Raw genomic sequence first — 23,219 nt, 5'->3', positions numbered from 1 at the left:
ATGGAGTAAAGAATACTAAACATTATTGCCGGACGAGAACATTTCATCCCCACGTGCAGATTTATTCATATAATCCCGCAGCAATTCGTGCGATCGCAAATAATCATCGGCCATATCAGATATATATGAATGAGGTTTGCTGGCGGTTAAATAGACAGCACTGTTAACAATGGGGTTTAAGCCTCAAAAGACAGCGGGCATTATTTTTTTGCAGAAAAAAAGACAGGATGGATCCTGCTGTTTTGCCCTTGATTAAAAAGCCTTTTTTATAAATTATTAATACAGGTGATGGCATTTCTCATTTACATTCAGCAAAGTAGTTTTTTGCAGACACTCCTTGGTCAGGAAGGCATGTTAGAGTAAAATACGCGGGCTATAATAAATAACTGTGTCTTCCTGATTTAAAAACACTGCCTTGACATGCAGTGGGACGAGTTAGTTGATGCTGGCCTCTAATTGCCACCTTCTCTTCATTTATACGCTGTCTGAGAACAATATTAATGTTCGCCGCGTTGGAATACGTAAGACTGGCCTGAAGACCCTGACGGTGTGTTGCCCTTATTTTTTGGAGAATTCTCTTTGATTAGCGTTCTTCTTGTTGATGACCACGAACTGGTGCGCGCAGGGATCCGACGCATTCTTGAAGATATCAAAGGCATCAAAGTTGTTGGTGAGGCGCAATGCGGTGAAGATGCCGTCAAATGGTGTCGTACCAATGATGTTGATATTGTCCTGATGGATATGAACATGCCAGGTATTGGTGGGCTGGAAGCGACGAAAAAAATCGTCCGTTTCTCCCCGGATATCAAGATCATCATGTTAACGATTTATACTGAAAACCCGTTGCCGGCCAAAGTGATGCAGGCGGGGGCGTCAGGTTATCTGAGCAAAGGTGCTGCACCACAGGAAGTGGTCAATGCGATTCGTCTGGTCGATTCTGGTCAGCGTTATATTGCGTCTGATATTGCACAGCAAATGGCACTGAGCCAGATAGAACCTCAGTCTGAAACACCGTTTGATTCCTTATCTGAGCGTGAATTACAAATCATGCTGATGATTACCAAGGGACAAAAAGTGAATGAAATTTCAGAACAACTGAACTTGAGTCCGAAGACCGTTAACAGTTATCGTTATAGGATGTTTAGTAAATTAAATATCAGCGGCGATGTTGAGTTAACCCATTTGGCTATTCGACACGGTTTGTTCAACACGGAGACTTTATCAGGCAGTGAGTGATGAGCGTTTCGACCCCAAGGCCTTTCTGAAAACGGTCACCAGCCAGCCCGGCGTCTACAGGATGTATGACGCCAGCGGCACCGTAATCTACGTAGGTAAAGCCAAAGACCTTAAAAAACGTCTTTCGAGCTATTTCCGTGTCCAGGTTTCCAGCCGCAAAACCGAAACTCTGGTCAAAAATATTGCGCAAATCGATGTCACCGTTACGCATACGGAAACGGAAGCGCTGCTCCTCGAGCATAACTATATCAAGCTGTATCAGCCACGTTACAACGTCTTGTTACGTGATGATAAGTCTTACCCGCTGATTTTCCTCAGCGCGGATAATCATCCAAGAATTACGGTTCACCGCGGTGCAAAACACGCCAAAGGCGAGTATTTCGGGCCTTTCCCGAACTCTTATGCCGTGCGTGAAACCCTGGCGTTGCTGCAAAAACTTTTCCCGATCCGCCAGTGCGAAAACAGCGTTTACAGCAACCGCTCGCGCCCTTGTCTGCAATATCAGATTGGCCGTTGCCTCGGGCCGTGCGTCAAAGGGCTGGTGAGTGAAGAAGATTATAAAGATCAGGTTGAATACGTTCGCCTGTTCTTGTCCGGTAAAGATCAGCAGGTAGTTACCCAGCTTGTTAACCGCATGGAAGAAGCCAGCAAATCGCTTCGATTCGAAGATGCCGGACGGATAAGAGATCAGATCCAGGCCGTGCGCCGCGTAACCGAACGTCAGTTCGTGTCCGGTAACAGTGAAGATCTGGATGTCATCGGCGTGGCCTTTGAATCCGGTATGGCTTGTCTGCACGTATTGTTTATCCGGCAGGGCAAAGTGCTGGGCAGCCGCAGCTATTATCCGAAAGTGCCGGGCGGTACTGATCTTGGTGAAGTGGTACAAACGTTTGTCGGGCAATTTTATCTGCAGGGCAGCCAGCAGCGGACACTTCCCGGTGAAATCTTGCTGGACTTCAGTCTGGCGGAAAAAGACCTGCTGGCCGAATCGCTTAGCGAGCTGGCCGGGCGCAAAGTGCAAATACAGAGTAAACCGCGCGGCGATCGTGCACGTTATCTGAAACTGGCGCGCACCAATGCTTCAACAGCCCTGACGACCAAGCTGGCGCAGCAGTCGACAATCCATCAGCGGCTGGCGGAGCTGGCAAAAACCCTGCACCTAGCTGAAATTAACCGCATGGAATGCTTCGACATCAGCCATACTATGGGCGAGCAGACGGTCGCATCTTGTGTGGTTTTCGATGGCAATGGTCCGGTGCGTTCTGAATACCGGCGCTATAACATCACCGGTATTACGCCCGGCGATGACTACGCTGCGATGGCGCAGGTGTTGCATCGCCGCTATGGTAAAGCGCTGGATGATAATAAAATCCCGGATGTCATCTTTATCGATGGCGGTAAAGGGCAGCTTGGCATGGCGCTGGATGTGTTCAATTCACTGAATGTGGAGTGGGATAAATCCAAACCGTTGCTGATTGGTATCGCCAAGGGGGCGGATCGCAAAGCCGGACTGGAAACGCTGTTCTTTGTGCCAGAAGGCGAGGGGATTGCGCTACCGGCAGATTCCCCGGCTCTGCATGTTATTCAGCATATTCGCGATGATTCACACAATCACGCCATTACAGGTCACCGGCAGAGACGCGCTAAAGTCCGCACTACCAGCGCACTGGAAGAAATCGAAGGCGTCGGGCCGAAACGGCGTCAGGTTTTACTGAAATACATGGGAGGCATTCAGCCATTACTGAATGCCAGCGTAGAGGAAATTGCACAGGTACCGGGTATTTCTATCGCATTGGCAGAAAAGATTCATAATGCGTTGAAACACTAAGGGCGTTGTAGCAACATACTCATAATATCCACACCGGACAAACAGTTACCTTCGCTATGCAATTTAATATACCTACGTGCCTTACCCTGTTTCGCGTTGTACTGATACCGTTCTTCGTGCTGGCCTTTTACCTGCCTTATCCATGGGCACCGCTGGCTTGTGCGTTGATCTTCGTTTTTGCCGCCGCGACTGACTGGTTTGATGGTTATCTGGCACGTCGTCTGAAGCAGACAACCCGCTTCGGTGCGTTTCTTGATCCCGTCGCCGACAAAGTGATGGTGGCTATTGCGCTGGTGCTGGTGGCGGAGTATTTCCACTCCTGGTGGATTACGTTACCTGCTGCGACCATGATTGCCCGTGAAATTATCATTTCAGCATTGCGTGAATGGATGGCTGAAATTGGTAAACGCAGCAGTGTGGCGGTATCGTGGATTGGTAAAGTGAAGACCACAGCGCAAATGCTGTCGCTGGTCGCGTTATTATGGCGTCCGGATGCGATTGTTGTGGGCGTGGGTGTCGTGGCGTTGTACATTGCTGCGGTGCTGACTTTCTGGTCAATGTTCCAATATCTCAACGCTGCGCGCCACGATTTGCTGGAACCCTGATCAAACTGACGTAAAAAACGTCAAACGATCGCCAGAAGCGATAATTTTATTGACTCAATCCGTCAGGTCAGTAGAATGCAACGCATCGGAAGGCAGCCAGTCTTATGCAGAAGATTAGTTAAAAAAATCAGTACGTTCTGATTAAAGCGGGAATAGCTCAGTTGGTAGAGCACGACCTTGCCAAGGTCGGGGTCGCGAGTTCGAGTCTCGTTTCCCGCTCCAAATTTTATTAAACTGGTTCGTGAATTGGTTTAAGTGCAAGACAAGTAGTAAGATTTAAGGCGCGTTAACAAAGCGGTTATGTAGCGGATTGCAAATCCGCCTAGTCCGGTTCGACTCCGGAACGCGCCTCCAATTTTCCCGGAGCCCGGGTGGTGGAATCGGTAGACACAAGGGATTTAAAATCCCTCGGCCTTAGGCTGTACGAGTTCAAGTCTCGTCCCGGGTACCATGGGAAAATGCAAAGAATAATCAAAAGCAATATAGTAGTAATGTCGTTATAGCCACCTTCGGGTGGTTTTTTTATGTCTGCAATTCAGGCACTTCCCGTTGCTCCACTCTGATACGACGCATTCTGTTGCCAAGAACCTATTGCCACAAAATCGGCGCAATAAAAAAGGCCACCTGCAACAGGGGGCCTTAAGTGTTTCTTCAATAACATCCTTCGCGCAAAGAGCCGCAGTCAGAGTTTTATTTCTGAACAGAATGCTGGTTATGGATAAAAAGAATGAAGAAAATCAGATAGTAAAACAGCCCCGAGGGGCGTTTTTAGGGTCAGAATTCACCCGGTGATTCAGTATTGCTCAGTGCCCTGATAGATAAAGGCAGGTGGTAGTTAGGCTGGCTGGTGAAAAACGCCTGCAGGGCAACGCGTTTCTTACGGTCAATTGAGATCTCTTCCATGGTTTTACGGAAGATACTGTACCGGCCACAAGATGTGCAGGTCACAGTAACAATTTTTGCGGACATATTGACCGACGTCTTATTCGTGCTTTGGCACAACGGACACTCGTCTTGAGCGCTTACAACTGTGGAACTCATAAAACCTCCGGTTTTACTTAGAGCGGGCAGTAGTCTAGCACAAAAAGGCGCCAGTTACTTAACGATAATTTAATTATCAGTGGATTTCAGCGCCAACTCAGTGTAGAGAGCCCACAAACCGCTGATGCCTTGGGAAAAGTGACCGCCGGTTTTCTTCATACTGTTCATTTCACTTCCGTGCTTCTCACTTCACCTTCCTGCGTTACACTTAAAAGATTCACTTCTCCTATGGATCCTTGCTTCATATGACTTCCGCTTTATACCAGCGTATCTATGGTTCGGTTTACAGACATATTTATATCGTCGGGGATTTACACGGCTGCCTGAGCCTGCTTGAAGAGCAGCTGGCGAGAGTAGCTTTCGACCCGCATCGGGATTTATTGCTGTCAGTCGGAGATCTCGCCGACCGTGGGCCTGACAGTTTGGGATGCCTGAGACTGTTGAATGAGTCCTGGTTTTCCTGTGTCCGGGGCAATCATGAACAAATGGCTATTGATGCAGTGAATGAAGAAAATATCCCCCGCTGGCTGCGCAACGGTGGCGACTGGTTTTATGCACTGGAAGGCGACAAACAGGAGGAAGCAAAATCACTTATTCTTCAGGCTGATAAGTTGCCACACGTTCTTGAACTGACCACCCGTGAAGGCAAGCTTATTGTGGTCGCTCACGCGGATTATATTTCCGATGATTATGTTTTCGGCAAGCCTCTGGATGGGTATGAGATTATCTGGAACCGGGATCGCGTTAATTTCGCTCTGGCAGGGCGTTACAAACCCATTTCCGGTGCTGACGAGTTCTATTTCGGCCATACGCCGGTGGAATCCGCGATGCAGTTTGCTAATCAGTTTTATATTGATACCGGTGCGGTTTTTGACGGCTATCTGACGCTGCGCCAGTTGCAATAAATTGAGGCGTTGCAGGGGTTTGCGGTGAGTGCCGGGCAACGGTATAGTGAGCGGCTGCGAAACGGTAAGGGCGTGAGATAACATCATGGAAAGTAAGCGTGAAGACAGGATCCAGCGTCTGTTACTGGCTTTAAAAAAAACCGACAAAATTCATCTGAAAGAAGCGTCGTTGCTGCTCGATGTTTCCGAAATGACGATTCGCCGTGACCTGAATTCCGCCCCCGCCCCGGTTATTCTGCTGGGCGGTTACATCGTTATGGATCCCAAAAATAGCCCTTCCACGCATTATTTTGTCAGTGAACAGAAAATGCGGCAGATAGAAGAAAAGCGACGACTTGCTTCGCGTGCTGCCAGCCTCATCCAGAATAACGATACTGTATTTTTCGATTGCGGCACGACTATGCCTTATGTGATTGAAAAAATTGCCGAAGACTGTGTATTTACCGCTATTTGCTATTCACTGAATACATTTCTGGCGTTGCAGGAAAAACCGCACTGCGAGGTTATTTTGTGCGGCGGGGCGTTCAAATCCAGCAACAGTATCTTCACGCCGATAGGGCGCAGCAGTGAACTGGATTTTATCCGGCCCTCGAAAGCGTTCATTTCCGCTGCTGGTGTGAGCATTGAGCATGGCGTGACGTGTTTCAACTTTGATGAGCTGTTGATGAAACATCAGGCCATTGAACGTTCTGCGCAAAGCATTCTGGTGGCTGACAGCAGCAAGTTCGATCAGGTGCGACCGGCTGCGATCGCACCTCTTGCCCGTTTTAATGTGGTGGTCAGCGATGCTGAGCCACCACAGGCTTATATCGATTTTTGCGACCAGTCTGACATCCCGTTGCTAGTTTGATCATCTAACGTATCGGCGGGATTTTCTCCACCGACTGATACAGCACCACTTCCCAGATGCCATTTTTTGAGCCATCACTGAGATAGTGCTCAAAACAGGCCTTACCATCCGGACGGTAATGACTGCTGGCGAGCAGCTGGCTGTAAAACTCACGCCAGGCTTTCTCGAAATTCTCATCTGTTATCGTGGTGTGGTATGCCGCATAAGTGCCACCGGGCAGCGTTTGCAACGTCAACCCTTCGGCATCATCAAGAATAAAGTTATCCGCAACGCACACCGAAGGATCAGCACGCAAAGCTTCCGCAGGCGTTGTATCCGGGTTATCGTGAAACCACGTCAGCCATTCTTTTTGCGGCTGATGGTGCCGTGCAACCCATTTTGTCAGGTGCTGAAAGCCGTGATGGATTGACTCCTTATAAGGGCCAACAACCCGGTAGCTCACCAGCTTTTTCGCCGGCCTTTCTACGATGAGTAATGCCACGATGATCTCCTTTTATCTGACATGCAGAGAGTGGGTTCCTTTTGGGATGAAGCAAATGCCAAACTATAACAGTTTGCCGTTTAACTCCCGGCAACTGCTCTACGCGCTATAACAGTTGTCATGATAAAATTCACCTATCAGATTGCATTATAGTCGTGACGCAATGAGGAAATGAGATGGACGTAATCAAAAGTGTATTAAACAGTGAAATTGATCTTATCAACCATCAGGAAGGGCGCGACGGGAAACCACGCATTAACGCAGAATTTTTTGTGAATCACCCTTGGTTATGTCTGGCCATGCTGATGGGGTATATCGCGGTGGGCATCGTGATGTACGTTTCGCCTTACATGGGCATCGGTTGGTTCATCGGGTTCACCGCGTTTCTGGTCTTCATGTCGGCAATGTTACTGCTGGAAATCAAACCGGTTTATCGCTATGAAGATATCGGCGTGCTGGACTTACGCGTCTGCTACAACGGTGAATGGTATTTCAGCCGAGAATTATCTTCGGATGCCGTGCAACAAATCCTCAGTTCCGACAGCGTAAGCGCACGGATCAAAAATCGCATTCAGTCGATCGTCAGCCATAAAGGTTTTGTCGATTTTTACGATGTGTACGATCTGGCTCGTCTCGAACAACAACAGCTGCCGGATCCCACCGGAACAGCACAGTTAGCTCATTAATCCTGCGTGTAAACATGGCTACAGGCCATGACGTTACCCTGTATGCTCTGATAAAATAGCGGCTGGACATCATTTTCGTGAATGAATCTGACAAGCGAAAAAGATGTTGAGCCGTGACAGGAGCGACTGTGGAACGTATCAAACTGACTATTCATCATCTGCACAAAATCATTTCGGGCGAGAAACAAGATGCTCAGGCGACCGCACGCATTTATGCCGGGGACGAATTGCTGCTGACTGAAACGATGATCGGGCAGGCGACGCATTTTGATCGCTTCATTAAAGCTGAACGCGATAATGGCAAACCTTTACGCGTTGAATGGGACAGCGACGGCAGCGCTGAAATGTCAGTTTCCCGCGCCGAAGTATGCCCCTGCTGTGGCGGTGACGTCTTACACGGTTGATTTAACCTGGCACTGTCCGCATGTAGAGTAAAAGCCGAACAGAGGTGCATGATGAAATTTATCAACAATGAATTTGAATACCGTAAATGGATTATGGATGAAATATTCCAGGCGAGTGCGGTAGGCGAGACCTCTGAGTTTGCCGATCAGGAAGTGGATGACTTTATCTTTGATGCGCGACCAGTGGCTTATCCGTGTGTGGCTGTCATGATCCAGACGCCGGGAGAGCCGGGCGTTTGTGAGCCGCGCTTCTTTTACAAAGAGCAAATCTTTGAGTGGGCACATAAAATGGGATTTGGTTTCGACAGCTGAAGGCTGTGGGACACTCATGCGAAAACCCTGAGCGGGACTCAGGGCTTCCTGTTACCGGTATACTCTTACCAGTTTAGGCCTGACGTAATCAGACGTTTTTCCGGTCGATTTTCTCTTCGCCCCAGAACAGATAGTCGTCCTTGGTTTTAGCGAAGGCGATAGGCAGAACCTCATCGTTTCCTTCTTCCCAAATTTTCTGCGCCAGCTTCTCGTCGTTTTTAGCCAGTTCGAAAATAGCCTCAGCGATTTCGTGAGACGTTTCACGGGTATTTGCCCAGGCTTTGATGTTTGACGTCGTCATCCGGTTCTCCTCGTATTTATCAGCAAAAAGTGTCTCCGTGACACCGTTATATTCACTATAACTATGGTTTCCGAAAGGTGTTTATGCAAATCCTGCGGGTTTTTGTGGCGTGTCTGTAGCCTTTTATACGCCTTCAGGGCACAAAAAAACCGGCATCTGCCGAGGCGGGTCGTTATACTTAGGCCGATTTCGAACAATTAAGGTGATGAGAATGAGCGACGATATTTTTGATTTTGACATTGATGCCGCACTGGAAACCGCTGAAGTCAAAGCGGCTGAAAAAGCAGCGGAAGTGCCTGAAGCCGTTCAGGACGAAAGTGACTGCGAAGGTTGCAAAATCTGATTTTGTACAACTATGCAGCAAACAAAAAACCGCTTCGGCGGTTTTTTTGTATCTGTCATTCCTTTCTCTTTGCCGATTTTTTGCTGAATATCCTTTACTGACATAGCGTTGCAACCGGTTATCGGCAATGGCATTTTGACGCAAATGTAAGGGTAGCGTTAAGGGATTTTTTTTGGGATAAATTCCTATAGAACAGGAAGATAGCTGGCGGTACTTTGTCACCACCTGATAAGCAGGTCGTGAGGTTCACAATGAAAAAATTGATTTTAGTTCTCGCCGTTTTGCTAACTTTGCCAGCTATCGCACAGGCAGACGTCGAGCTCGGAGTTAATATGCCTGGCCTGTCACTGCACATCGGTGATCGCGACAACCGCGGGTACTATTGGGATGGGGGGGACTGGCGTCCGCCAGGCTGGTGGGATCATCATTATCGTGATGAAGGGCGTGGTCACTGGGTGTATTACGAGCCAGCTCCGCCACCACCACCGCCGCATTACTGGCATCACGAGCACTGGCATGAAGGCCCGCCACCAGGCTACTGGCGCGATGGACCTCCGGGACACTGGCGCGAAGGTCCGCCTCCGGGACGCTGGTAACAGTTTAAGATAGTCAGGGTAAACACAGTTAAACAAATTTAGGGAACAGGGTTGGCAGTGGCGATGCGAAGGCATCCCCAATGTCAGTTCTGTTCCTCTCAGTTCTTCTCTCAGTTCTCCTCTCTTTATTAAAATGCTTCTTATGAATTAATCACGTCATTAATAATAAAATTTAATCTATTTGTTCAAATTATATTTAATTCAAACATTTGCCATCTAATAACTAAATGTTCATAAAATGAATTTTTCAGAGTAATTGCTGCTTGCTAAAGGCCATTGATATGTTAATTTCTTGTTATATGAAATCAGCAATGGATGGCTCGAACGCGACGCGTGCCTGATGTCATAGTTGCACTTGATAACTGCACTTTAGGGAGAATTTTTTCAGGTACGCAATAGGTCTTTTACCGAGATTATCCCTATGCAATTTATTAAAAATGATTATGAGTACCGGGTCTGGATGCTGAATGCCTATTTTTATCAAGATGATATGGAGGGGGATAAACTGCTGACCGATGAGGAAATGGATGATTTTCTCTTTGAATACCGGCCACAGGAATATCCATGTTTAGGCTCAGTAACGCCGTCGAAAGACAGCTCGCTGGAACTGGATATCACTTTCTTTTATCGGGATCATATCAGTGAATGGGCAAAATCGATGGGGCTGATAAATACCAAGTAATACTTTTGCTAAACACTTATTTTCTTTATGAATAATGAAAAGCGCCGTCAGGCGCTTTTTGCTTTTATAAGGATGAGTTAATCACTACAAGTTTATAACTACAGGCTTAATTGCCCCGGACTTCAACCAGCACCGGGCAGGGCGAATCTTCGATCACGTCGGCGCTGACCGAGCCTTTCATCATGCGACCAAAAGCGGAAAGCTGGCGGTGGCCGATAACAATCACGGAAGCATTGATCCTTGCGGCTTCCGCCACCAGCGCTTCACCCGCAGGCCCGACAATCAGATTACCTTTGGCACGGATACCCGCCTGCTTTAGTGTTGCCATGGCCTGACCGACGACAGCCCGGGCAGTGTTTTGCTCTACTTCTGCCGGCGGATAATCAACAATTTCACCCGGTTCATCTCCGTTATCTTCCAGAGCATAAGATTCATCAATACAACAGGTAACATAAACGGTCGAAGGCTGACCTTTAGCCAGCTGACAGGCAAGATTTGTGACAAAAGGCGACTGCTTTGATCCGTCCACCGCCAACAAAATGACATCAAACACGGGAACTCCTTTATTCATTTTTAGGGCTGTTATTTGTTCTCACTCAGCTTGCCGATTTCACCAATCAGGGCGGTTTTGCACTCCAGCAACGCTTCGCGGATTTGTGCTTCTTTGGCTGCGCGTCGGGCCGTCGGGAAAAGTACGGAGACGGAATACCTCCCCAGAATAGTATCTATTGCTACGGCAAGGGTGGTGACGCCGCTGACCGTTTCGCCTTCTTCCATCGCGATTCCGCTTTCACGCACAGCGGCAACTTTTTCCAGCAGGGAATCAAATGTGCGTACAGTATTTTCGGTTGCAGGTTCCAGAACCTCGCCCACCAGAATGCGGATTTCTTCATCCGTTTTCAGCGACAGCAGGGCGCGGCCGCCGGACGTGCTGTATATCGGCAGATTCAAACCGACCCGGGGAACCACGCGTAATTCCCGCTCGGCCACGATGCTGTGAATATTGGCAATCTGGCGGCCACTCGCACGCCCCAGTGAAACAGTTTCCTGCGTGATATCGCAAAGCTGACGCAGGAAAGGGGAGGCGATGGCAATCACATCAGTATGCACGGTGGAAACCAGTTTCAGCAGCGTCGGGCCTAAACGCACGCCGCCGCTGCCTTCTGAGCGCACTAAGCCTTCTTCGGCCAGCGCCGCGACGATGCGCTGCACGGTCGAACGGGGCAGGTCTACCTCATTGGCAATTGCGCCAAGACTCATGCCCTGCGGGTGTTTTCCCAGTGCATTGAGAATGGTCGCTGCGCGCGAGATAACCTGGATCCCACTGCTGCGTTCTTCGTCTGCCGGAATGTCCTGAGCCATCATTTCTCCTTTTCCCCCACCGGTGATCCCAATCTGGATCCTGAGCAGTCAATGTAATGGCTCGCCGGGTTAAAAACAATTTTTAATCACATTGCAATACACTGCACCGTATTATAGTATTTCTGCTTGTATCGCAATGTGGTGCATTGCATCGAAATGTATGTGATCCATCCGATGTTTGAAGCTCATAGGATACAAACCTGCCTTTTCCTCTCACCGCACTTATAAAGCAGTGAAGTTAACGAGTTGATGAATTTATGAATCAGTCAGTCACGGCGGCACCTGCCGCCACGATGCCTGTTCCGCAGCCTTTCACCCTGAGACTGGTGATCGGGCTAATCGGCGTATTAATCGCCTCGCTCTGTTCAGGTCTTAATGACCGTGTGACTGATATCGCGCTCGCGGATGTGCGTGGTGCATTGAGTATCAGTTCTGATCAGGGTTCCTGGCTGATCGGTGCCTATCAGGCTGCGGAAGTGTCAGCCATGATGCTGGCACCGTGGTTTGCTATGACATTTTCGCTGCGTCGTTTTACTCTGTTCGTCACGATGGGCTTTCTGGTTCTGGCCGCGGTTCTGCCTTATTCCCCCAATTTGCCCGTGTTTATCGCAATGCGTGCTGTGCAGGGGATTTTTGGCGGTGCGTTGCCGCCGTTGCTGATGACTGCGGCACTGCGTTTTATGCCACCGCACCTCAAGTTATACGGGCTGAGCGCCTATGCGCTGACGGCAACATTCGGACCCAATATGGCCACGTCACTGGCGGCAATCTGGACGGATTACGTTGGCTGGGAATGGGTATTCTGGCAGGTGATCCCGCCGTGTCTTCTGGCCTTCGCCATGGTTGCTTACGGTCTGCCGCAGGATCCGTTGCGGCTTGAGCGGTTTAAACAGATGGACACCGTCGGAATGCTGACCGGCCCCGCCGGGATTACACTGTTAGTTCTGGCGTTGCAGCAGGGCGAACGGCTGGACTGGTTCAACTCTCCTCTTATCACGCTGATGTTTTTTGGCGCACTCGGCTTGCTGACACTTTTCCTGGTGAACGAATGGCACCATCCGTTGCCTCTTTTCAAATTACAGATGTTGCGTCGGCATAATCTGGCGCATGGCCTGATCACGCTCTTCGCGCTGATGTTTCTCTTCTTATCCGGCTCGGTATTGCCTGCCAGCTATATGGAGCAAGCTGGCGGATTTCGCGCGGTACAGGTCGGGCCGCTGGCGCTGACCATAGGTGTACCGCAGTTATTGCTCGCACCGCTGGTGGCCTTCGTGCTGACCATGCGCTGGATAGACAGCCGCTGGGTGCTGGCCTGCGGGTTGGGGCTGGTGGGTTTCTCTTGTTTTCTGGGAACGCAGATCACCGGTGTCTGGTCGCGCGAAAACTTTTATCTGATCCAGATAATGCAGGCTTTCGGACAACCGATGGCGGTGCTGCCAATTCTGATGAGCGCCACCAGCGTGGTTCAGCCTCAGGAAGGGCCTTTTGCTTCAGCGATGTTCAACACTACCCGCGGGCTGGGCAGTGTCATGGGCGGTTCCCTTGTGGCCGTTTTTGTCAGCCATCGTGAACAATTCCATTCCAACATTTTACTTAATCATGCCGGCAGTGTGAGTTATCTGCTGTCCCAGCCTTATGCCGGCGACAGCACTTTCCTTGCGCCGCTGAACAGCACGGGTGCAGCGATTTCGACAGAAATCCTTGCTCAGTTTGCCAAAGGTGTGAAACGACAGGCGCTGGTGCTGGGGATATCCGACACCTATATGGTCATCATCGGGCTGGCACTGTTCCTGGTTTTGCTGGTCGCCGTTTTGCCGAAAAGGACTTATCCCCCTCAGTCGCTGGTTAAGCGTCCCTGAATGCAGCATCACCTGACTATTTGAATTTACTATAAAAAAAACGAGAGATAAGAATCATGACGAAAACCTCATCCGTCCGCCTGAGCTGGCTGATTGCCGCTGTGGTGGTGATCATTCTGACGGTAGTCGCTTTCTGGATCCTCAGCGGCATCTCACGGCCTGTTACCGATGATGCCTTTGTATCTGCTGATTCCACGCTGGTCGCACCGCGGATTTCTGGCACTATCGCCGAGGTTTATGTGCAGGATAACCAGAACGTGAAAGCGGGGGATGTGCTGGCAAAAATAGACGACCGGGATTACCGCAACGCTGTGCAGACTGCGGAAGCTAATCTGGAAACAGCCAATGCGCAGATGCTAAGCCTGACCGCACAACTGGCTAAGCAGCAACAAACTATTTTGCAGGCGCAGGCACTGGTGAATTCGGATGCCGCAAGCATTGCCTATGCGCGCCAGAGTGCGGACCGCTACAAAAGACTGCTGCAAAATGGCTCTGGCACTGCCGATGCACGTGACGAATCCGATGCCAATTTACGTGCGAAACTGGCGTCGCAGCAAAGTGATATAGCCGCGGCACTGGGTGCTGAAAAGCAGGTGGATGTCCTGAAAGCACAGCAGGCGCAGGCAAAAGCCGGAATCGATTCAGCGGCGACTGCGCTGGCGCAGGCTAAACTGAACCTTTCTTATACTGAAATTACTGCGCCGGTTGACGGCGTGGTCGGCCAGCGCTCGGTTCGTATTGGCGGATATGTCAGCGCGGGCACACGCGTTTTGGCGATTGTGCCGCTGAAGGACGCTTATATAGTGGCGAACTATCTGGAGACTCAACTGGGTGATGTGCAGACGCAGCAGCCGGTAGAAATTAAAGTTGATGCGCTGCCGGGCGTGGTGCTGAAAGGCAAAGTGGACAGCATCTCTCCTGCAACCGGCGTGACGTTTTCGCCGATTTCACCTGATAACGCGACAGGAAATTACACTAAAGTGGTGCAACGGCTGGCAGTGAAAATTGTGCTGGATGCGCATCAGCCTGATGCCAGTCGTCTGAAGGTGGGGATGTCGGTGATCCCGTCGATTCAGACAGCGCGCTGATAAAGCGCCTGCTCAGCAATTAAAAAGGCGGCTCTGCATCAGCAGGGCCGCCTTTTCTTTATGTCTGCTTCGCAAAAGGGGTCAGGATGCCTGATTTTGAGGAGGCGTTGGCTCAGATGCGTTTTTCTTTGCCGGGTGCTGTGGTTTCCCTGAGAACAGGAAACGCAGGATCGGGATGCGTTTATGAACCTCATAAAGGAAGAACGCGATACCAAACACAAACACCAGTCCCAGGAAGAAGCCCAGCCAGTCACTGTGGATTTTCGGCGTAATAAATGCACCGTAAATCAGCGTTAACGGGTGGTGGATCAGATAGATAAACAGTGATGAATTTACCAGATAGGTTATCCACGGCGCCTGGAAATTCAGCAGGTAATGGCTGAACGAGAACACCACGTTAACCATCAGGATGCCCAGCAGGGTAGTGATGATGGCATCAATTTCCATCGAATACAGCTGCGGGGTATTTACATGCTGATTGAACATGTATGCCACGAACAGGAAGATGCTGACCACGCCCGCCGTTGCCGAAGGTTTCAGGAACAACTCTTTCAGCCAGGAGAATTTATAAGCAAACGCACCGATGATGAAAAATGGCAGATAAAACAACGTCTGCATAACGATGAAATTAAAAGCACCGTTTGAAAGTAGCTCAGGCGCAAAAAGATACAAGCTTCTGTTAAATACCGCGTAAATTAATCCGATGAACAAAAATATAATTGAGAGTTTTCCTAAGCTGTTTGTCCGGCTTTTTATAATTTGAATACGACTACTCTTAATTTCTTTAATGAATTTGAACAGGTAAAAACAAATACTGGTAAGAATAACTAACGTTAACAGGAACCATAAATGTGAGACCAGTTCCCAGACGGTGGCATTAATTTTCTGATAAAAACCCATGCTGTCCCAGCCGGAGAATTTATCGGTAAATTTCATCAGGAAATACAACTGCGGAATAGTGATGAGCGGGAAAGCCGCCGCCAGCGGAATGGCGACGCGCTCCAGACGTACCTTCAGCCATTGCTGGGGATTGTAGCGCTCATAGAGCATATAAGAAAAATACCCTGAGATAACAAAGAATACCTGCATCCGGAAGGCGTGAATGACATCATTGAATATTGTCAGGCCGTGAGAGGGAATTGCACTGTTTACCGCCCAGATATGACTGGAGTAAATCAATGATATATGGAAAGGGATACCCAGCAGCATCAAATATGCGCGGATGGAGTCTAAGAAGAACTCACGTTGTGGTTTTTGTTCTTTCATTACGTATCCGTGGTAGAGAGCTCATCCTAATTTTAGAGCGTGATTTGTCTTTAGGCCTAATTTTACCGGTAAGCAAAAATGACCCTCGTTGACATTAGTTTAGTTTCTAACCTTAAAACATGCTTTGTTATAGGACAAGTTTCCATAGCCGGAGTTTCAACGAATTGATATCCTTGTATCCGGTCGCGCTTAAACGGTTCATCAATGGCTGAACCATCGACTGCTCAAGTTGTCGGAAACCTGACACTTCCCTTAAAATAGTTACAGTTAACGAGTTAAGCGCGCGTAAAGGAGACAAGGTGTCGGATAAAAATTTTTCCATAGGGTCACGTATGATCAAAGTCCGTTTGCTAAGTGCCGCAGTGTTGATGACCATGTTCACCTCATCTGCCTGGGCTTTTTCTATAGATGATGTTGCCAAACAAGCGAAGGCATTAGCCGATAAAGGTTACGAAGCGCCGAAAAGCAATCTTCCGTCTCAGTTTCGCGATCTCAAATTCGCAGATTACCAACAAATTCAATTCAATCATGATAAAGCGTACTGGAAAAACCTGAATACGCCGTTCAAGCTTGAGTTTTATCATCAGGGTATGTATTTCGATACGCCGGTTAAAATCAACGAAGTGACGGCGAACTCAGTTAAAGAAATCAAATACAGCCCGGACTACTTCAACTTTGGCAACGTCAAACATGACGCTGACTCAGTGAAAAACCTCGGCTTTGCCGGCTTTAAAGTGCTTTATCCGATCAATAAAGCCGACAAAGATGATGAAATTATGAGTGTGCTGGGTGCCAGCTACTTCCGCGTCATCGGTAAAGGTCAGGTTTATGGCTTATCCGCGCGTGGTCTGGCAATCGACACGGCACTGGCTTCCGGCGAAGAATTCCCGCGTTTCCGTGAATTCTGGATCGAACGTCCAAATCCGGATGAAAAACATTTAGTCATTTATGCGTTGCTGGATTCTCCACGTGCAACCGGTGCTTATCGTCTGGACGTTTATCCAGGCAAAGAAGCGACGGTGGATGTGCAGTCACAGGTTTATCTGCGCGACAAAGTGGGCAAGCTGGGTGTGGCACCATTAACCAGTATGTTCTTGTTTGGCGCAAATCAGCCTTCACCGGTACTGAACTACCGTCCGGCGCTGCATGATTCCAACGGTCTGTCGATTCACGCCGGTAACGGTGAATGGATCTGGCGTCCGCTGAACAATCCGAAACACCTCGCGGTTAGCCAGTTCTCAATGGAAAACCCGAAAGGCTTCGGTCTGCTGCAACGTGGTCGCAGCTTCTCCAACTTCGAAGATTTGGACGACCGTTACGACTTGCGTCCGAGCGGTTGGGTTGAGACCAAAGGCGACTGGGGCAAAGGTAAAGTTGAGCTGGTCGAAATTCCGACGGCTGATGAAACCAATGACAACATCGTTGCTTTCTGGACGCCGGAGCAATTGCCTGATGCAGGCAAACCGCTGAGTCTGAACTATCGTCTACACTTCACCCGTGAAGAGGAGAAATTACATTCTCCTGATCTGGCGTGGGTTGAACGGACAATGCGTTCTACGGGTGATGTGAAACAGTCGAACCTGATCCGTGAGCCAGATGGCAGTGTTGCTTTCCTGATTGATTTCGTCGGTCCAAATCTGAAAGCACTGAAGAGCGATACGCCGGTGGCGTCTCAGGTCAGCGTTGGTGACAACGGTGATCTGGTTGAAAACTCCGTCCGCTATAATCCTGTCACTAAAGGCTGGCGTCTGACGCTGCGCCTCAAAGTGAAGGATCCGAAGAAAGCGATCGAAATGCGCGCTTCTCTGGCCAATGGCGACAAAACTCTGAGTGAAACCTGGAGCTATCAGCTGCCTGCAAATGAATAAGTCAACGCACTCTACTCAAGATTATGTAGAAGCTTTGCCGCTTACTGATGAACAGAAAGCGGCGCTCACTCAGCAGCTTCCCGTTGCTGAAGAGCAGGCTTTTGCAACCGTCCATCACCGCTTAGGCGGTGATGTGTCGGCCATCGTTGATGCTGCGGATCCTGATGCCCCTTTGGTGTCAGTCAAAGCACGCGTCAGCGCAAGCTGGCCAGATGCCCGGGAGAAGGGCACTCTGGACGAAGTCGATAATGAAGGCCGTACCATCGCCCGCGCGATGCCACCGGTTAAACGCTCCAGCATGTTCCCTGATGTCTGGCGCACCAACCCGGTCGGTCGCTTCTGGGATAACCTGATGGGGCGCAGTGCGGCTTCCCGCCATCGTGCCTCAGAAATGCCTGAGTCGGAAAAGCGCTGGCGTCATGCCGGTTCTGTTCGTCGTTATATCCTGCTTATCCTGATGCTGGTTCAAACGGCAATCGCTACCTGGTACATGAAAACTATCCTGCCTTATCAGGGCTGGGCGCTCATCGACCCAAGCGATATGCTGAATCAGGACTGGCAACAGTCGGTTCTGCAATTGCTGCCTTATGTCTTACAGACCGGAATTCTGGTGCTGTTTGCGATTCTGTTCTGCTGGGTTTCGGCCGGTTTCTGGACCGCACTGATGGGCTTTTTGCAATTGCTCATCGGTCGTGACAAATACAGCATTACAGCATCGACTAAAGGCAATGAGCCGCTGAATCCGAACAACCGTACTGCGTTGATCATGCCAATTTGTAACGAAGACGTGGAGCGCGTTTTCGCGGGTCTTCGTGCAACGTATGAATCAGTCAAAGCCACGGGTGACTTGGATCAGTTCGATATTTACGTGCTCAGCGACAGTTACGATCCGGATATCTGCGTAGCGGAACAAAAAGCCTGGATGGAAGTGTGCCGTGACGTCGAAGGTCACGGGCGTATTTTCTATCGCCGTCGCCGCCGTCGTGTGAAACGTAAAAGCGGAAACATTGATGACTGGTGCCGTCGCTGGGGCGGGGAATATGCCTACATGGTTATTCTCGATGCCGACAGCGTCATGAGCGGTGAATGTCTGACCGGCCTGGCTCGTCTGATGGATGCTAACCCGAACGCCGGTATTATTCAGTCTGCGCCAAAAGCGTCAGGTATGGATACGCTGTATGCGCGTTGCCAGCAGTTTGCGACCCGCGTATACGGCCCGCTGTTCACCGCCGGTCTGCACTTCTGGCAGCTGGGCGAATCTCACTACTGGGGCCACAACGCGATTATCCGCGTGAAGCCGTTCATCGAACACTGTGCGCTGGCGCCATTGCCAGGTGAAGGTTCATTTGCCGGTTCCATCATGTCTCATGACTTTGTGGAAGCCGCGCTGATGCGCCGTGCAGGCTGGGGCGTGTGGATTGCCTATGATCTGCCGGGCAGTTACGAAGAGTTACCGCCAAACCTGCTGGATGAGCTGAAACGCGACCGCCGCTGGTGTCACGGTAACCTGATGAACTTCCGTCTGTTCCTGGTTAAGGGGATGCACCCGGTTCACCGTGCGGTATTCCTGACGGGCGTGATGTCTTATCTTTCTGCTCCGTTGTGGTTTACTTTCCTCGCGTTGTCTACCGCATTGCAGGTCGTTCATACGCTGATGGAACCGCAATACTTCCTGCAACCACGTCAGTTGTTCCCGGTGTGGCCGCAGTGGCGTCCTGAACTGGCGATAGCCCTGTTCTCGACCACCATGGTCTTGCTGTTCCTGCCGAAGCTGCTGAGTATTGTGCTGATCTGGGCAAAGGGCGCGAAAGAGTTTGGCGGTGCATTGCGTCTGCTGGTTTCGATGTTCCTCGAGATGTTGTTCTCGGTACTGCTTGCACCGGTACGTATGCTGTTCCACACCGTTTTCGTGGTCAGCGCGTTCCTTGGCTGGGAAGTGGTCTGGAACTCACCGCAGCGTGATGATGATGACACGCCATGGGGCGAAGCCTTCAAGCGTCATGGATCTCAGCTGTTGCTGGGTGCTGTCTGGGCTGCCGGTATGGCATGGCTGGACTTGCGTTTCCTGTGGTGGCTGGCGCCAATCGTCTTCTCTCTGATCTTGTCGCCGATTGTTTCGGTGTTGTCGAGCCGTGCAACGCTTGGGATTAAGAGTAAACGAGCCAAACTGTTCCTGATCCCGGAAGAGTACAATCCTCCGCGTGAACTGGTGGCGACTGAAGAATACCTGACGCTGAACCGCGAACGTAAGCTGCAGAATGGCTTCATGCACGCGGTATTTGATCCGGGCTTCAACGCACTGGCAACGGCGATGGCAACGTCCCGCCACCTGCTGCGCGATGCCGTTGAAAACGGTCGTCGTGCTCATCTGGAACATGCGCTGAAAACTGGTCCGAAGGATCTGGGTAAAGCGGATCGTCTGATTCTGCTGAGTGATCCGGTGCTGATGGCACGTTTACACTCTGCGGTGTGGACGCAACCGGATCAGCAGGCATGGGGTGCATACTACAACCAGCTGCCTCGCAACGTACAGGCGTTCCCTGTTACGCAGACGCTGGAAGTAAAACCCGCCTGACTGACAGTGCAGGGCTAAAAACGGGCAGTATGTGCAAACATACTGCCCGTTTTCTTTATGCGTGAAGACAGGTAATCTTTAGCGGATTACAGTGTAAATTTTACCTCCCCTTAACATTGAAAGTGTCACGCGCGTGCTAAGCTCAGAGCGCAATTTTGCGCTAAAAAGCGTGCTTCTTTTGATTTGATTCGACAGGTTGTGTGAGTGATTAAACGGGTTGTTTTACGTGGATGTGTGCTGGCGTTACTGACCACTCTGCTTGCCGGATGTGGCAGTATTATCAGCCGTACCGTTCCGGGGCAGGGACATGGCAATCAGTATTATCCCGGCGTGCAGTGGGATTTGCGTGACAGCCCGTGGCGTTACGTCACCGTCATTGACGTCCCTTTATCAATGATTGTCGACACTTTTATGTTGCCGATTGATGCCCGCCACGGGCCTTATGAATGAGTCTTAATCCGCGCCCTTAATCGATATCGCGGCCGGGATATTCGTCTTCATCATCCCATTCTTCCGCTGCGGCTTCACCTTCTTCGGTATCAAGCTGCGGCTCGTGCTGGAATTCGCCTTCATCCCATTCATATAACGTGGCTTCGTCATCCCACTCTTCTTCGAGTTCTATCTGATCATAGTCCTCGTCAAAGATAGCCTGCGCTGCCGCGCCGCTGCGGAAAGTCAGTGCGTCGACAGCTTCGCCTTCACCGGTGAAAAATTCTGCCTGCCACATGATATCGCCATCCTGCATGATGTATTTTTGCAGGTTGAACTGATCCGGAACGGGCTCCTCATCACCATGGATCCTGTCTTGCGCAGCTTCGAGAAATTCTTCGCGGGCGGCATCAATAGCTTCTTCAAGCGTTGCGTACATGCTCATTGTTGTCTCCTGGATTGAAAGGGAAATAGGGGTGCAGCAAATAGCGTTATTAATGAACAAGTAACGACCATCTGACAGTGAAAAACCTGATTAAATGATTGTTGTCGATAACTGGCAGGATGCAAGTTTTCAGACCAAATCAGTCGGATTATTTTCTGCTATTCTCAATTTCTTGCTGGTGATTTTCATCGGATAAAAAGAGAGAAGGTACAAATGGTTTCACGACAGACAGTTATGCGGGTGGCGCGTCCGACGGATAATCTTGAACCGTTGGCGCGGATGTATTGTGAGGGGCTGGGTTTCGGGGAGATTGGCCGTTTTAGCGATCATCAGGGCTTTGATGGTGTGCTGGTAGGGCATCCGCATCACCATTATCATCTGGAGTTCACGCATCACCACGGCACATCAGTTGGGCGGGCGCCCACGCAGGACAATCTCCTGGTGTTCTATATCCCGGATAAGGAGGAATGGCGTAGTCAGTGTGAGCTGATGTCAAAAGCGGGTTTTATCGCCGCGCCATCGTTTAATCCTTACTGGGATGAATGCGGTAAAACCTTTGAGGATATCGATGGTTATCGCGTGGTTCTGGCTCAGCGTGACTGGAGCGTCTAGAAACTTGCGTCAGTACAAGCCTTGCGACGCCAGTCAGGCGCTAGTCCGCCATGGCCTGTTTAGGGCGACGTTGCAGACACCAGTACGAATATCCCGCATTGAACAGCACGACCATCGCCGTGACGAAAAATACCGTACGGAAGCCGTAACTGGCGGATACTGCCGCGCCCAGTAACGGACCGGTGACGTTCCCGACATCGCGGAAAGACTGATTGTAGCTGAACACGCGTCCGGCAACCTGATTGGTACAGTTATAAATCAGCAGCGTCTGCACGGCGGGAAGCAGTGCGCCATCGCAGGCACCCAGCAGAAAGCGCAAAATACCGAGTTGTAATGGCGTCTGGACAAAAGCCATGGGGATCAGGAGTAACACTGACAGCGCCAGCATCGCCACCAGAATTCGCTCCGGGCCAATCCGGTCGCCGAGTTTGCCCAAACGGGGCGCACTCATCAGCGCGGCCACGCCCGGTACCGACGCAATCATCCCACTGATGAACGCCAGATTTTGCGTATTTCCCGCCAGTTCACGCACATATAACGTCAGAATCGGCGCAATTGAGCCGGTCGCAATCTGAATAATCAACGTAGTGACGAAAAGACATAACACCAGCTTGGGGTTTTTCAGCGAAGCAAAAACTTGCTTACGGTTGAGCATGTCCTTTTTGTTCACCGGCACGAACTGCTCGCGGATGAAATACAGCGTCATCAGAAAACACAGGAATAACACGCAGGCGGTGATGAAGAACACCGGACGCAAACCGTAGCTGTCGGCGAGCAACCCCCCGACCAGCGGGCCGATCAGTGCGCCACTGACCGCACCGGTAGATAACGTGCCCAGCGCCCAGCCGCTTTTATTGCGCGGAATTTGGGTGGCGATCAGCGCATTGGCATTAGGGACGAATCCGCCAAGAAGCCCGAGCAGCGCACGCAGGATCAGGAATTGCCAGATATTTTGTGCAAAGCCCATCAGCGCCATGACAATCGCCATGCCCAGCGCGGAACGCAGCAGCATGAGCTTACGGCCTTTACGGTCGGCGAGTCCGCCCCAGAAAGGCGAGGCGATAGCAGAAAACAGAAAGGTAATACTGAAAACCAGCCCCGACCACATATTCAGGGATTCATGGCCGGTAACACCGAGGGTTTCTACATACAAGGGCAGGAACGGCATGATAAGGCTGAATGCGGCACCGGTCAGGAAGCAGCCAATCCAGGCAACATACAGATTACGTTTCCAGTTTATAGGATCTGGTGCGATTTCAGGTTCAGGTGCCGGAGTCATAAAATACCGAAAAATGAGGTCAGGTTCGCTCTGGAATGACAGACGGAAACAAGACAGAGCACAAGTAACAATCAATTGGCATGATAATTATGCGCCTAATTATCATTCACTTCAATGATGTTAATGAACTGTAACAGTAAGAACTAAAATACAGGTTTAAAAAAAT

General features: G+C 50.2%; 25 protein-coding genes and 3 tRNA genes. 20 read left to right on the top strand and 8 right to left on the bottom strand.

Annotated features, from left to right (window positions below; genetic code table 11):
• Positions 1 to 579 precede the first annotated feature (579 nt).
• The 6 genes from uvrY (at position 580) to UC15_RS22895 (ending at position 4,120) form a co-directional block, all read left to right on the top strand.
• Complete coding sequence (gene uvrY, locus UC15_RS22920) at positions 580 to 1,236, top strand: UvrY/SirA/GacA family response regulator transcription factor (RefSeq protein ID WP_013576296.1); 657 nt, start codon at positions 580 to 582, stop codon at positions 1,234 to 1,236.
• Entirely contained in the window at positions 1,229 to 3,064 is a 1,836-nt protein-coding gene (gene uvrC / locus UC15_RS22915) for an excinuclease ABC subunit UvrC (RefSeq protein WP_112291195.1), read from the top strand. Before uvrY ends, uvrC begins: the two co-directional genes overlap by 8 nt.
• Positions 3,065 to 3,120: 56 nt before the next feature.
• A complete protein-coding gene (gene pgsA, locus UC15_RS22910; RefSeq protein ID WP_101077248.1) occupies positions 3,121 to 3,669 on the top strand; it encodes a CDP-diacylglycerol--glycerol-3-phosphate 3-phosphatidyltransferase in 549 nt (182 codons plus the stop codon).
• Positions 3,670 to 3,815: 146 nt separating this feature from the next.
• Positions 3,816 to 3,891, top strand: a tRNA-Gly gene (locus tag UC15_RS22905).
• Positions 3,892 to 3,949: 58 nt separating this feature from the next.
• A tRNA-Cys gene (locus UC15_RS22900) sits at positions 3,950 to 4,023 on the top strand.
• Between the two features lie 11 nt (positions 4,024 to 4,034).
• Positions 4,035 to 4,120, top strand: a tRNA-Leu gene (locus UC15_RS22895).
• Positions 4,121 to 4,443: 323 nt separating this feature from the next.
• Here UC15_RS22895 and UC15_RS22890 read toward each other — a convergent pair.
• A complete protein-coding gene (locus tag UC15_RS22890) occupies positions 4,444 to 4,710 on the bottom strand; it encodes a hypothetical protein (RefSeq protein WP_112291193.1) in 267 nt (88 codons plus the stop codon).
• A gap of 245 nt (positions 4,711 to 4,955) precedes the next feature.
• Between UC15_RS22890 and UC15_RS22885 the strand changes: the two genes are divergently transcribed.
• A complete protein-coding gene (locus tag UC15_RS22885; RefSeq protein WP_112291191.1) occupies positions 4,956 to 5,615 on the top strand; it encodes a metallophosphoesterase in 660 nt (219 codons plus the stop codon).
• An 85-nt stretch (positions 5,616 to 5,700) separates the two neighbouring features.
• Complete coding sequence (deoR, locus tag UC15_RS22880; protein ID WP_112291190.1) at positions 5,701 to 6,465, top strand: DNA-binding transcriptional repressor DeoR; 765 nt, start codon at positions 5,701 to 5,703, stop codon at positions 6,463 to 6,465.
• Positions 6,466 to 6,469: 4 nt separating this feature from the next.
• Here the strand turns inward: deoR and UC15_RS22875 are convergent, their stop codons facing one another.
• On the bottom strand, positions 6,470 to 6,946 hold the full coding sequence (locus tag UC15_RS22875) for a GyrI-like domain-containing protein (RefSeq protein WP_112291188.1): 477 nt from the start codon (positions 6,944 to 6,946) through the stop codon (positions 6,470 to 6,472).
• Positions 6,947 to 7,122: 176 nt separating this feature from the next.
• On the opposite strand from UC15_RS22875, the gene UC15_RS22870 reads away from it, so the two are divergent.
• From UC15_RS22870 to UC15_RS22860, 3 genes are all read left to right on the top strand, one after another.
• Positions 7,123 to 7,632, top strand: coding sequence for a YlaC family protein (locus tag UC15_RS22870; protein ID WP_112291187.1), 510 nt, complete (start codon positions 7,123 to 7,125; stop codon positions 7,630 to 7,632).
• Positions 7,633 to 7,760: 128 nt separating this feature from the next.
• Positions 7,761 to 8,036, top strand: a complete 276-nt coding sequence (locus UC15_RS22865; RefSeq protein ID WP_112291185.1) for a hypothetical protein — start codon at positions 7,761 to 7,763, stop codon at positions 8,034 to 8,036.
• Between the two features lie 48 nt (positions 8,037 to 8,084).
• On the top strand, positions 8,085 to 8,348 hold the full coding sequence (locus UC15_RS22860) for a hypothetical protein (RefSeq protein WP_232829968.1): 264 nt from the start codon (positions 8,085 to 8,087) through the stop codon (positions 8,346 to 8,348).
• A gap of 88 nt (positions 8,349 to 8,436) precedes the next feature.
• On the opposite strand, the gene UC15_RS22855 is transcribed toward UC15_RS22860, so the two are convergent.
• Positions 8,437 to 8,649 carry a YccJ family protein gene (locus tag UC15_RS22855; RefSeq protein WP_095921306.1) on the bottom strand — a complete coding sequence of 71 codons (213 nt, stop codon included), beginning with the start codon at positions 8,647 to 8,649 and terminating at the stop codon, positions 8,437 to 8,439.
• A gap of 211 nt (positions 8,650 to 8,860) precedes the next feature.
• Between UC15_RS22855 and UC15_RS26205 the strand changes: the two genes are divergently transcribed.
• From UC15_RS26205 to UC15_RS22845, 3 genes are all read left to right on the top strand, one after another.
• A complete protein-coding gene (locus UC15_RS26205; protein ID WP_013576285.1) occupies positions 8,861 to 8,992 on the top strand; it encodes a hypothetical protein in 132 nt (43 codons plus the stop codon).
• Between the two features lie 251 nt (positions 8,993 to 9,243).
• Positions 9,244 to 9,588: a DUF2502 domain-containing protein gene (locus UC15_RS22850; RefSeq protein WP_112291181.1), complete on the top strand. Its 345-nt coding sequence runs from the start codon at positions 9,244 to 9,246 to the stop codon at positions 9,586 to 9,588.
• Between the two features lie 421 nt (positions 9,589 to 10,009).
• Positions 10,010 to 10,270, top strand: coding sequence for a hypothetical protein (locus UC15_RS22845; RefSeq protein ID WP_112291180.1), 261 nt, complete (start codon positions 10,010 to 10,012; stop codon positions 10,268 to 10,270).
• A 106-nt stretch (positions 10,271 to 10,376) separates the two neighbouring features.
• Here the strand turns inward: UC15_RS22845 and UC15_RS22840 are convergent, their stop codons facing one another.
• On the bottom strand, positions 10,377 to 10,823 hold the full coding sequence (locus tag UC15_RS22840) for a universal stress protein (RefSeq protein WP_112291178.1): 447 nt from the start codon (positions 10,821 to 10,823) through the stop codon (positions 10,377 to 10,379).
• A gap of 29 nt (positions 10,824 to 10,852) precedes the next feature.
• A complete protein-coding gene (locus tag UC15_RS22835) occupies positions 10,853 to 11,632 on the bottom strand; it encodes an IclR family transcriptional regulator (RefSeq protein WP_112291177.1) in 780 nt (259 codons plus the stop codon).
• Positions 11,633 to 11,889: 257 nt separating this feature from the next.
• Between UC15_RS22835 and UC15_RS22830 the strand changes: the two genes are divergently transcribed.
• The gene (locus UC15_RS22830; RefSeq protein ID WP_112291175.1) at positions 11,890 to 13,491 is read left to right on the top strand and encodes an MFS transporter; all 1,602 of its coding nucleotides are present in this window, start codon (positions 11,890 to 11,892) and stop codon (positions 13,489 to 13,491) included.
• Positions 13,492 to 13,547: 56 nt separating this feature from the next.
• Positions 13,548 to 14,579, top strand: a complete 1,032-nt coding sequence (locus UC15_RS22825) for an HlyD family secretion protein (protein ID WP_112291174.1) — start codon at positions 13,548 to 13,550, stop codon at positions 14,577 to 14,579.
• An 81-nt stretch (positions 14,580 to 14,660) separates the two neighbouring features.
• Here the strand turns inward: UC15_RS22825 and mdoC are convergent, their stop codons facing one another.
• Positions 14,661 to 15,845, bottom strand: a complete 1,185-nt coding sequence (gene mdoC / locus UC15_RS22820) for a glucans biosynthesis protein MdoC (RefSeq protein WP_112291172.1) — start codon at positions 15,843 to 15,845, stop codon at positions 14,661 to 14,663.
• Between the two features lie 332 nt (positions 15,846 to 16,177).
• Here mdoC and UC15_RS22815 point away from each other — a divergent pair, with 332 nt between their 5' ends.
• The 3 genes from UC15_RS22815 to UC15_RS22805 all read left to right on the top strand — a co-directional run bounded on the left by UC15_RS22815 (position 16,178) and on the right by UC15_RS22805 (position 20,738).
• Positions 16,178 to 17,713 carry a glucan biosynthesis protein G gene (locus UC15_RS22815; RefSeq protein ID WP_112291240.1) on the top strand — a complete coding sequence of 512 codons (1,536 nt, stop codon included), beginning with the start codon at positions 16,178 to 16,180 and terminating at the stop codon, positions 17,711 to 17,713.
• On the top strand, positions 17,706 to 20,288 hold the full coding sequence (gene mdoH / locus UC15_RS22810; protein ID WP_112291171.1) for a glucans biosynthesis glucosyltransferase MdoH: 2,583 nt from the start codon (positions 17,706 to 17,708) through the stop codon (positions 20,286 to 20,288). The genes UC15_RS22815 and mdoH overlap by 8 nt, the downstream gene beginning before the upstream one ends.
• 204 nt (positions 20,289 to 20,492) lie before the next feature.
• Positions 20,493 to 20,738, top strand: coding sequence for a YceK/YidQ family lipoprotein (locus UC15_RS22805; RefSeq protein ID WP_112291169.1), 246 nt, complete (start codon positions 20,493 to 20,495; stop codon positions 20,736 to 20,738).
• Positions 20,739 to 20,754: 16 nt separating this feature from the next.
• Here UC15_RS22805 and UC15_RS22800 read toward each other — a convergent pair whose 3' ends face one another.
• Positions 20,755 to 21,162, bottom strand: a complete 408-nt coding sequence (locus tag UC15_RS22800) for a MysB family protein (RefSeq protein WP_112291168.1) — start codon at positions 21,160 to 21,162, stop codon at positions 20,755 to 20,757.
• 213 nt (positions 21,163 to 21,375) lie between these two features.
• Between UC15_RS22800 and UC15_RS22795 the strand changes: the two genes are divergently transcribed.
• The gene (locus UC15_RS22795) at positions 21,376 to 21,774 is read left to right on the top strand and encodes a VOC family protein (protein WP_112291166.1); all 399 of its coding nucleotides are present in this window, start codon (positions 21,376 to 21,378) and stop codon (positions 21,772 to 21,774) included.
• A 40-nt stretch (positions 21,775 to 21,814) separates the two neighbouring features.
• On the opposite strand, the gene mdtG is transcribed toward UC15_RS22795, so the two are convergent.
• The gene (mdtG, locus tag UC15_RS22790; RefSeq protein WP_112291165.1) at positions 21,815 to 23,053 is read right to left on the bottom strand and encodes a multidrug efflux MFS transporter MdtG; all 1,239 of its coding nucleotides are present in this window, start codon (positions 23,051 to 23,053) and stop codon (positions 21,815 to 21,817) included.
• Between the last annotated feature and the right edge of the window lie 166 nt (positions 23,054 to 23,219).

The organism is Rahnella sp. AN3-3W3 (assembly GCF_003263545.1).
GTDB classification, from domain to species: Bacteria; Pseudomonadota; Gammaproteobacteria; order Enterobacterales; family Enterobacteriaceae; genus Rahnella; species Rahnella variigena.
Note: the sequence above shows the minus strand (reverse complement) of the source record. Positions and strands in the feature narration are given on the sequence as shown.